This window comes from Gelidibacter salicanalis, assembly GCF_016469035.1.
Lineage (GTDB): Bacteria > Bacteroidota > Bacteroidia > Flavobacteriales > Flavobacteriaceae > Gelidibacter > Gelidibacter salicanalis_A.
This window is the reverse complement of record NZ_JAEHJZ010000041.1, coordinates 1-10,233: the sequence shown is the minus strand read 5'-3', so window position 1 is coordinate 10,233 and position 10,233 is coordinate 1. Positions and strand designations below refer to the sequence as shown.

The following is a 10,233-nucleotide window of genomic DNA, read 5'->3' as shown; positions in this document are numbered from 1 at the left end:
GGAATCGGGTATATTTGAGAATGGCAAACAGAAATGGCATGGGGTATATAGGGGATATATACGTCACTCCTCGTGTCATATGTTATATATACACATGTTGCCCACAATTAAAAAAAAATCGTGAACCAATCGAAAAACCATCATTATATCCCAATATTTTTTCTAAAAGGATTTTGTAATGAAAACGGTTTGATATTCGTTTATGATAAAAAATTAGACAAGTTCTTTCCGCCTTCAATTCCAGACAGACACTTTTTCAAAAAACATTTAAACAACTTAATTCACGAAAATAAATTTATTACGAGTTCCGAAGAAGATGTTTATGGACCAATTGACAATTTTGGGACTAAAATATTAAAGAAATTTATTGACAATAAAAGCATCACAGATAATTCAACGGATTATGACAAAGCCGACTTACTTAAATTTATGATAAATCTATTTTGGAGAACACCAACTTCAGATTTGTTTTTGAGAACTTTAATTAAGAAAGAAGGTTTGTGTAATTCTTATTTTGGTTTGTATAATGAAAAAACTAAAGAAAGATATGCAGATGACGACGAAGAAGTTCAGGAAATAAAAGATAAAATATTAACTGATAAAGAGTTTGCAAAACATTTAAAAGTAATTGTAGCAAATTCTGATGCAAGTAATGAGGAAATAATTACACTTTTAAAATTATGGAACTTGTTCAATCTGAATACAAATTCTACAAACGAATTTTTAATTAGTGATTTACCTTTATTACATCTAAATGAAAGTCCTACTCTACCAAATGTTTTTAAAAAAGTTATTTTCCCGATTTCTAAAAATAAAGTCTTGATATTAAACAAAAACAATCCAAAATTTTTAGATGATTTTACAATTAATGGAATCAATCTTTGTATAATGCAAGAATCGGAAAGATTTGTTGGGTCTGGAAACAAGGACTTGCTTGAATATTATGTCACATATTATAAAGAAGTTAGAAAAAAGGATGATACGGAATATTCAGTCAATGAATTATTTGAGTATATTGACAACTTGAATTGAGCTTTAAAATTAAAATTGCGGAAAATAACTGTGGGCAACATCGTATAACAGCAAATAGCGGGTATTCTGCTGAGAAGTGTTATTTTAGAGACCAATTAACAAACAACAAAACCGACAAGTACGCGTCCCAACTCCACGCCACTTGCGTTATACAAGACCGTTGTAGCCAATTTGAGAAAAACATTTGAACCAAGAATTAAAAAATACAGAAAAACGAAAAACTGAACCATTAACGACTAAAGAATGGTTCACTTTCTTTATAATTCCTGTTAATCCTAACTAACGTTTGAACTCAAAAAGTGCAAACCAAATTGAATACGAACGATATGAAAGATTTGGATTTGAAAAGAAAATGGAACAAGCAGATACTGCGCGAATTGCAGGAGTTTTATTTTACTTTTTCATAATCTTAATTGCAATTATTATTTATTACATAAAATTATGAGTTGGTCAATAGTTCTATTTAACTCAAACGAAAAGATTCCATCTGACTTGGATTTCGACGAGAATATTCTAAAACCGATTTTATTTAGTGATATTCTGGAAAGGTCATTTTCGGAAATTAAATCTGACGAAAATCATAGAGAAATAAAAGGTTCTGATTTTTCAATTGACTTTTTCGTCGATAAAGAACCAATTGGAACAAAAATGCTGAATCTCGATGGAGAAAACGGACTTTTTGAACTGATTGAGTTAGCTAAAAAACATCAATGGCAAGTTTATGACACAAGTCTAAATGAATTTATAGATTTAGAAAACCCAAAAAATAATGGATTTGAAAATCATAAGAAATACGTTGAACAAATAATTAATCGGAAATAAAAACTGGCTACAATAACTAAGCATATGGCGCGCCGATAGGCCAGCGCTATATGATATGTTGACTGATCCGGGCTTTGTAAATAAGGGGGAATTCGAGAAGTTTGCAGTGGGCCATGGAGAATTAGAACGATGTTTTACTGCACTTTATAGCACTCTTGATTTTAGAATGCTGCCCAGAAAAGTTTTTTCCGCAGTGATTTCCGTTGTTGGCTGTAGAGATCATCTGTTTTTTGTCTTTTTTCTTCGTTTTGGACACCAGTGGCCTCGGTAGGATTGGAACTACATCCACAAAAGACAAAAATCGTCTATTGCCGAGACTTTAGGAGAAAAGAAAAATACCCAACGGTCAAATTTGATTTTTGGGATATTCTTTTCAACCAAGAACAGCCTACTCTAAGAAAAAGGGAAAGCTGTTTATAGGTTATGATTGTGCCATAAGTATTAGTTCAAGAAAACGAATCGCTGACAAGCTCGAAGAGCTCAACGTAAACAAACTTACTTTTAAAAGCATCGTAGGCGTGGCTCAATATCTTAATCCAATGATTAGGGGTTGGGTGCGTTATTATGGTGAATTTAAGATGTACGAACTTACGAAAGTCTTTCGATTATTGAGCAAACGATTGGTTTGGTGGGCAAGGAAAAGGTACAAGCGATATAAGACCAGTATTAGAAAAGGGTACAAATGGTTAGTAACGGTAAGGAATCAATATCCTGCCTTGTTCTACCATTGGAACTTTTCCCAAATAAACATTATTGCTTAGATTTGTACAACAAGAGCCGTGTGAGGGGAGACCTTCAAGCACGGTTCTGTGAGAGGCTTAGGGTGAAACTCCCTTTGCCTACTCGATTACAAACACGTTAGGCAACATTAAAAACCAACTTTATGGCTGAACAACAAACTGTTCTAAAAAATTTCGGAATTCTTGCTTCTATTTCGTGGAATAGTAACGATTGGTCAGACGAACCAACAATAGAAGATTTAAAAGCATCAAAATACGACTACGTAAAAGACAACGCTCATATGCACGAAAGTCTGAATTTTGGGCACGAAATCTATCCAAGTGAAAATGACGGATTTTTTATTGGATATACACCAATGTTTAATCGTCCACCAGCATTGGAAAATTCAAAGAATGTTAGAATTGTGTTTTTTTCGAGTAGTGATTACCGAAATAAAAATAGAAAAACAATTGTTGGTTTTTATGGAAACCCAATCTTTGGAGAATGGTTTGAGAGAACAGCAGAACATACAAAATTTGAAAAGTACAATAATGGAAATATTTTGGCGAAACCAAAAGACATTATTTATTTTAAAAATCCTATTGTAATTGACAATGAAAAAGTTCAAGACAACGGACTTTTGCCAAGTGAAAAAAAAATATCCCAACAAGGATTTAATTACCTTAATTCAGACAATGTTTATAATATAATAAGTATTGCATTAGGACTAAATCCTAAAAATAAAAAACTAAAGAAATTTGTAGATTCATTTGAACATAACGTTGGTCTAATAAAAGAAGAAATTGATTTAGTTGATTTTTTAGATATAATTGGAGATACAACAGCAAACACTAAAAAAGATATTGAGAAACTTGAAAAGAAAATGCGAAATCAGCCACCTCAAATTAAACAAAGAATTTCATCGTTTATCGAGCGTGGAGCGATTTCTAATAAAGTCAAAAGGTTAACTAATCATAAATGTTTAGTCTGTGAAGCTATGGGAGAAAACCCATATTCGTTTGAAAAAACAAATGGAATTAATTATATAGAAACTCATCACGTAGATCTAGTTTCAACTCTGAAAAAAGGAGTTTTAGGAATTGGAAATTTAATTACGGTTTGTGCTAATCATCACAGGCAATTACATTATGGAAATTCGGAATTGATTAACGAAAACGAAACAGAATTTGAATTCAGAATTGACAATAAACAACTGAAAGTGAGGAAAATAACGCTGCCTAATAACTAAGAATTCGGCTCGCCGCACCTGTCCCGCCTTAGCGGGGTAGGCCAGAGCTGAATTTTGTGTTGACGCATCCGGGTGGTTTGCCGTCTATGGGTGAAACGTTGGGTTAAGGGTAGGGGGTTTGGAAGTTGTGCTGCTTTGGGCGGCCAAGTAGTATAGAACCCTCTTGTTCTATAACTTGTTAAGAGGCTTTGCTTGTGGTTTGAATTTAGGATGTCTGGTTTTTGCCGTTTAGTTTTAAAGTTGGGGCTTATTTGGCCCCCAATTAGTTGGGAGTGCTATTTTAGATTTCAAATTGATACATTTGAGATATGAACTATAAGAAATGGTCTTGGATGCTTTTCAGGAACCGGGTACATTTGAGAACGACAAACAGAAAATGGCATGGGGTGGATAGGTGGTATATATGGAACTCCAAGAGTGATATGTTATACACATGTTGCCAGTAATTTCTAAATTACAGAATAATGAAATAATTAATCGTGGAAAAGGCCTGAGTTCCAATTGCGTCACTTTATTATTTTTTATCCATTTATTTGACCTAAAAATTGAAAGAGATTTAAACTTAAACTAGTTTATCAATTAACGATTTCACTCCACAACTATCTTTTTAGCGGACTTACCACTATCAGTCTCAACCTCTATAAAATACATACCATTCTGTAAGTTTTTTGTACTTATTACTTTGGTTTTAGCTGAGAATAAATATTGACCTTGTATATTATACAAATTGATTTGTTTAAAAACCAAACCTTCATTTAATTTAACAGACAATATATCTTTTACTGGATTAGGGAAGAAAGAAAAATAATCAACCTTGAAACTGTCAGTAGATAATACTGCCCTCAAATCATAAATTATAACATCACCTGAATTAGCTCCGTTATCGTCATTAAATATATCTCCTATTGCAATTACGTTGGCATCAGATGATAAACTTATATTCCAATTAGAATCGAGTATATTTTCTCCTGCTTGCGTCCATACATTATTCACATTTTCAAAAATCCTTACATAACCGCCATAAGCAACTGCTAACACATTGCCTTCAGAAGTATCCCCCCGAGCAACTGCATCTTGATTAATCCGATAAAATTATTAGTGTAGTATTATTTTGATGGTGTAGATTCTATCAACTCTTTGTAATTATGAGGATATAGATCTGTGATATTCTTGTGGTTTATGGACTGTATGTTTTCAAGTGTATATTTCAGCCAGGCATACGGGTTGACATCCTGTTTTTTACAATTTGCAAAAAAAGTATATGCCATAGCTGCCTTTTGCGCAGCATCGTGCGAGCCCGCAAAGAGATAGTTTTTTCTGCCAAGAGCAACGGGCCTGATCACGTTTTCCACTAGGTTATTGTCTATCTGCAAGTTCCCATCTGTTAGATATCCCGATAGCATATCCCATCTGGATTGGGAGTATGCCAATGCTTTGCCTATTTGGCTTTTGGGCAGGGTGAGTTTGATCTGCAAGAACATCCATTTGCCCAGTTCGTTTATAATGGGCAAGCTATCCTTGAGCCTAAGTTCTTTGATCTGTTGCGGAGCTAATCCCTGTTCTCTTGCCTTGCGCTCGACCGCATAGAGTTTTTGTATTTCAACCAAAACATGTTGGCTCCTTGATCTATCATTATCCAGAGCTCTCTCAAATTCGCGCCTTGCATGTGCCCAGCAAGCTAAATGCGTTACCTCGGATTTTTTGCCATAGGTATTGTATCCCGCATAACCATCGGTCTGTAGGTAACCCTTGAAGTTTTGTAGAATGGGCAGCGCAGCACTACTGGCTCGGGTAGGACTGTAGTCGAACAGGGCCAACTTGGATATGGGTGCATGGTACACCCAATAGTATCCCAAATGTGCCCTGTCCTTCTTCCTTTGGTCCAAAACCTTGATGGTTGTTTCATCTGCCTGTAGATAGCCTTCGTTTTTGATGTCCATCACAAGCTTTTCGTAGAGCGGCTTTAGGGCCTCCATGCTTTGGGCGGCCCAACCATTGATTGTAGAAGCCGCTATATCTATATTCTCCCTTGAGAAGCGTTGCTTTTGGCGGTATAAGGGCAAGTGGTCCACATATTTATCTACAAGTATCGTTGCGAGCAGTCCTTCCGAGGGTATTCCTTTGTCGATGATCCTTTCGGGAAGCTCGCCGATTGTTATCTGGGCAGTGTCCCTGTCCTTGGCAGCGTATTTGTAGCGGATATATCTTTTGATCCTGAAGTGACCGGGCACATGGTCCAATACATCTGTGATCTCTTTGCCGATGCAGACTTTATCGGACAGATCGCCCTTTGGATAGATCTCTATTTCTTCGACCGGCAAATGACTTGGCAGTTTGGCTCTTCCCGGATGTTTTTTCTTCGTACGGGAATAGGTAATCTCCTGCTTGACCACTTCTTCCTGTTCCTGTAGTACCTCTTGCGCTATATCCAAGGGCAATGCCATTTGGTTCGGGTCTTCAAAACGCTCGCGCTTTTGACCAAACTGCATACGGCGCAATAATTCCAGCTGGCGCTGAAGTTCTGCGGATCTTTCTCTTTCCCTACAAAGATCATCGTCTTGTTTGGAGATCGTATCATCCTGTTTGGAAATAGTTTTATCTTGTACGGAAATAGTTTTTTGGGCTTTGGTCAAAAGCTTTAAAAGCTCATGTTTCGATACGTTTTTCAGGTCTATTTCCATGACGTAAATATACGTCATAACCCCCGTTGTTACAAGGTTTTTGATCGATTTATCTACAGTAAAAAGCGTCTTTTTTGGCTGCTTTTTATCACTTGGATTCCTTCGATCATCAAGACCAGATCGCTCCAGCTGATTTGTATTTTACCTTCTTTTATCTTGGCAAAGGTTCCCTGCTCCAGGCGTTTATAATAGAGCACAAAACCACCGGACTCCCAGTGCAAAAGTTTCATCTGGTTGTTTTTGCGATTGATAAAAACAAACACTTCGCCACTGTGCGCAGTTCTGGACAATTCATTGGTCACAATGCCACACAGACCATTAAAACCTTTGCGCATATCACAAACTTTGGGATAGAGCAAAAATGTATGGGAACTGCTAAGACTGAACATCAGTACAGGTTTATCAGGGCAGAGAGTTCTTTTAAGCTATTGGTTCCCATCCGAACAACGACCCCATTGGGATAGGTGATCTCATAGTTGTTCTCTAAGGAGGCCATGGATCTTTCGATCTCAACAAAACCAACCAGATCTTCTTGTTGGTTCTTGCTTTTCCCGACCCAGTAGCTCAAGGTTGCAGGCTTGATCCCTGCCCGATGGCAATAAGATCGTTGCGTGAGACCACTTTCCCGCCAAGCTTCCACATGGGCGAGCATATATTCCTTTTTGTCCATGATAATATCTATATTGTTTTGGACAAAGTTACTGTCTTTGAGCAAGCAGAAAAAGATGGGGTTGGTCGGGCGCTTACGAATGGACGTTGTTAATTTCAATGCCTCCGGAATCGATGTGGGCAGTCGCTCACACTATGTGGCCATTGGCCAAGAACTCGATGATGTCAGGGAGTTCGGGGTCTACGCCGAAAATCTGACCGAACTTTGCCAGTGGCTCCTGGACTCTGGAGTAACCACAGTGGCGATGGAGTCCACGGGTGACTATTGGCAAAACCTGTATGTCGAGCTTATCTCTTTTGGTTTTGAGGTGGTGCTTGCCAATGGAAAGTTCACCAAGAATGCCAAGGGCAAAAAAACAGATGTAAAGGACTGTCGATGGATACAGAAACTACACACTCTTGGGCTGCTCACAGGCAGTTTCCTGCCCGACAATACAACAGAGCAGCTAAGGACGTTCTGCCGTCAAAGGGGAAACTGGATAGGCCTGGCGGCATCAACAACACACAAAATGCAGAAGTACCTAAAGCTACTGAATTTTAGATTGGACGTCGTGGTCAAGGATGTGTGCGGACTTACAGGAATGAAGATCATTGAGGACATCTGCAAGGGCAATCTTGACCCCAAAAGCTTGGCCGATCACAGACACTACAATTGCAGGAAACCAATAGAGGAAATTGCCAGGGCCCTGCACGGCAACAACCGTACAGACTATCTTTTTGGGCTGCAGCAAGAGTTTGAGTGCTATAAATTTTTTCAAAAAAAGATAGCGGACTGCGACAAAAGAATCGAACATTTTATAAAGCACGAGCTAAAACAGCATCCCGAACGCAGCAAAATGAAAACAACTGAAAAGCCCCATAAAAGGATCAACAAAAATGCACCGCAGATCAAGGACATGAACCAGATTGCCTTCCGTTATTTTGATGGAGTCGATCTCTTCGCCATAGAAGGCTTGAGCCATTCGACTGTACTGACGATAATGAGCGAGATAGGTCCCGATGGGTTCTATAAGTTCGGATCATCAAAGCAGTTTACTTCTTGGTTAAGGCTCGCACCAAACAATAAGATATCAGGTGGAAGAATACTAAGCAATAGAATACCCAAGGGAAGCAATCGATTGAAGATTGCCCTGCGACAGGCAGCAAATGCCATTGGCAACCTAAAGGACACCCACCTTTCAGACTTTTTCCGAAGAGTCGCATATCGAAAGGGAAGACATTCAGCTGTCAGCGCGACAGCAAGAAAACTTGCTGTGATTATATGGAACATGGTCACAAAAAAGGTCGAATATCAACCTCCGAAACAATACCTGTTCCTGGATCAAAAAAGAAAACTTGGGCTCATGAACCGTATTAAAAAACAAATCGATAAATTTGAATTGAAACCCGAAGATCTCGGATTTACAAACAAACTGATTATCAATAACTTAACTTGACGTTAGTCAGAATTAAAAAAATAATATGAAAAAAATAATTATATTTTTTACTTTCTTAATTCTATCATTTTCCTGTTCTAATGAAGATAAAATAGATGACAATCCAGAAACTGAAATTGAATTAAATTTAACATTAATTAGCAATAATTCATATAGTTCTAGCTTTGAATATAATTATAGTTCACAACTTGAAAATGTGAAATTAATATGGAATGATACAGACGAAGTTGATTTGATTAATAAAATTGGGGAAGTCGCAATAACACAAAACAATTCGAATAAAACAATTTACAATTTGGGGCAAAATCAAAATTATTTTTTTAAACTAGTAGGAGAAATAAACGAGCAAGGATTTTATAGTGATTTAGTTTCTTTAACTACTTCAGAAATAGAAACGCTATATGATGGACAAATTGCAAATTCTATTTCAACTAGTTATATTGAAGAAATTCTTAAAAAAGATGATGGCTACTTGATAGTTACTGGTTATGGGGATATTACTGTACATAAATTAGATAATAATTTTAATCTTCTTTGGTCAACAGAGATAGTTGAACGTGAAACAAATTTTTTTAAATCAATCATTGATTTAGAAAATGGAGAGTATATCCTTTTCGGTTCTGGAAACACAAATACAAGTTTAGGCACCTACAACACAAAATCTTTTGCTGTTAAAATTGATAATTCAGGAAATAAATTATGGACAAAATATTTCCATTATGGGGATAATACAGATTGGACATTTTGGTGGAATGATATTGTTAAATTCAAGAAAAAGGGTAGTGATATAAAACTACTAACAACAGTAGATACTACTTATTATAATGATAGGTTAGATACATTTTTTCATGAATATACATTAGATTTTAATGGTAATATTACATCTCAAAAAACGCTTTCCCTAGGTTTTGATACTTTTCTTAACATTGAATACGATAATGAAGGGAATATTTATAATCATGGAACTAATGTCTTAGATTTCAGTTCTAATGTATTTATTTTTAATGGAATACTAGAAAAATATAATCAAAACCATGAACTAATTTGGTCAGAACATTATAACGACGAGATATTTGGAGATGATTCATTAGATAGACTTTTAATAAATCAAAATTATATTGTCAATATAGGAAAGGAGAGTAATTCTCAAGACGAATTTAGATTAATTCACTTTAGGGATAATCAAGGAAACTTATTGTGGGAATTTAAAGAAACGAGAGAAGATTTTCTATATCAAGGAAAAGATATTTATTCTGATTTTGACAATAATATATTGGTGCTTTATATTGATATATTTTATCCGAATGCACCTGTCTATGATATTGCTACATTAATGAAGTTTGATGAAGAAGGGAATTTACTATGGAGATATCAAGATGGAGAAGATTTTAATCAAGAAAGGTTCACCCCAAATAAAGTATTTTATGATAATGAGGAATATTTAATTTTTGGGGTAAAAGATGCTAATTCTTTATGGCTTAAAAAAATTAAAGTGGAATAAAACGTTTGCTAATAACTAAGAAGTATTCGGCTCGCCGATTATTCCCTTCGGTCATGAGTAAGCTGGCCAGAGCTGAATACTGTGTTGACGCATCTGGTTTATTTGCCTTCTATTGGTAAAACG

10 protein-coding genes are annotated in these 10,233 nt (G+C 36.2%); 6 read left to right on the top strand and 4 right to left on the bottom strand.

Annotation, left to right across the window (positions count from 1 at the left end; translation table 11 throughout):
• Window positions 1–120: 120 nt before the first annotated feature.
• The 4 genes from JEM65_RS16555 to JEM65_RS16540 all read left to right on the top strand — a co-directional run bounded on the left by JEM65_RS16555 (window position 121) and on the right by JEM65_RS16540 (window position 3,823).
• Window positions 121–1,032 carry a DUF4238 domain-containing protein gene (locus JEM65_RS16555; protein WP_199601980.1) on the top strand — a complete coding sequence of 304 codons (912 nt, stop codon included), beginning with the start codon at window positions 121–123 and terminating at the stop codon, window positions 1,030–1,032.
• Between the two features lie 441 nt (window positions 1,033–1,473).
• On the top strand, window positions 1,474–1,854 hold the full coding sequence (locus tag JEM65_RS16550) for a hypothetical protein (protein WP_199601978.1): 381 nt from the start codon (window positions 1,474–1,476) through the stop codon (window positions 1,852–1,854).
• Window positions 1,855–2,213: 359 nt separating this feature from the next.
• Window positions 2,214–2,615: a group II intron maturase-specific domain-containing protein gene (locus JEM65_RS16545; RefSeq protein WP_233530702.1), complete on the top strand. Its 402-nt coding sequence runs from the start codon at window positions 2,214–2,216 to the stop codon at window positions 2,613–2,615.
• A 122-nt stretch (window positions 2,616–2,737) separates the two neighbouring features.
• Complete coding sequence (locus tag JEM65_RS16540; RefSeq protein ID WP_199601977.1) at window positions 2,738–3,823, top strand: hypothetical protein; 1,086 nt, start codon at window positions 2,738–2,740, stop codon at window positions 3,821–3,823.
• Between the two features lie 588 nt (window positions 3,824–4,411).
• On the opposite strand, the gene JEM65_RS23025 is transcribed toward JEM65_RS16540, so the two are convergent.
• The 4 genes from JEM65_RS23025 to tnpA form a co-directional block, all read right to left on the bottom strand.
• Window positions 4,412–4,861 (bottom strand): T9SS type A sorting domain-containing protein, encoded by a 450-nt coding sequence (locus tag JEM65_RS23025; protein WP_199601975.1) that lies wholly within the window; start codon window positions 4,859–4,861, stop codon window positions 4,412–4,414.
• Window positions 4,862–4,929: 68 nt separating this feature from the next.
• A complete protein-coding gene (gene tnpC, locus JEM65_RS16530; protein WP_199601990.1) occupies window positions 4,930–6,504 on the bottom strand; it encodes an IS66 family transposase in 1,575 nt (524 codons plus the stop codon).
• A 53-nt stretch (window positions 6,505–6,557) separates the two neighbouring features.
• Window positions 6,558–6,893, bottom strand: a complete 336-nt coding sequence (tnpB, locus tag JEM65_RS16525) for an IS66 family insertion sequence element accessory protein TnpB (RefSeq protein WP_262895257.1) — start codon at window positions 6,891–6,893, stop codon at window positions 6,558–6,560.
• Complete coding sequence (gene tnpA, locus JEM65_RS16520; protein WP_199601967.1) at window positions 6,893–7,174, bottom strand: IS66 family insertion sequence element accessory protein TnpA; 282 nt, start codon at window positions 7,172–7,174, stop codon at window positions 6,893–6,895. Before tnpA ends, tnpB begins: the two co-directional genes overlap by 1 nt.
• A 37-nt stretch (window positions 7,175–7,211) precedes the next feature.
• Between tnpA and JEM65_RS16515 the strand changes: the two genes are divergently transcribed.
• Both JEM65_RS16515 and JEM65_RS16510 read left to right on the top strand, forming a co-directional pair.
• Window positions 7,212–8,609 carry an IS110 family transposase gene (locus JEM65_RS16515; protein ID WP_233530701.1) on the top strand — a complete coding sequence of 466 codons (1,398 nt, stop codon included), beginning with the start codon at window positions 7,212–7,214 and terminating at the stop codon, window positions 8,607–8,609.
• Window positions 8,610–8,634: 25 nt separating this feature from the next.
• Window positions 8,635–10,110, top strand: coding sequence for a hypothetical protein (locus tag JEM65_RS16510; RefSeq protein ID WP_199601965.1), 1,476 nt, complete (start codon window positions 8,635–8,637; stop codon window positions 10,108–10,110).
• Window positions 10,111–10,233: the final 123 nt, after the last annotated feature.

Coding starts and splice junctions, on each gene's coding strand:
- JEM65_RS16550 (WP_199601978.1), top strand. CDS start 1,474: ATGAGTTGGTCAATAGTTCTATTTAACTCAAACGAAAAGATTCCATCT.
- JEM65_RS16540 (WP_199601977.1), top strand. CDS start 2,738: ATGGCTGAACAACAAACTGTTCTAAAAAATTTCGGAATTCTTGCTTCT.
- tnpC (WP_199601990.1), bottom strand. CDS start 6,504: ATGGAAATAGACCTGAAAAACGTATCGAAACATGAGCTTTTAAAGCTT.
- tnpB (WP_262895257.1), bottom strand. CDS start 6,893: ATGTTCAGTCTTAGCAGTTCCCATACATTTTTGCTCTATCCCAAAGTT.
- tnpA (WP_199601967.1), bottom strand. CDS start 7,174: ATGGACAAAAAGGAATATATGCTCGCCCATGTGGAAGCTTGGCGGGAA.
- JEM65_RS16510 (WP_199601965.1), top strand. CDS start 8,635: ATGAAAAAAATAATTATATTTTTTACTTTCTTAATTCTATCATTTTCC.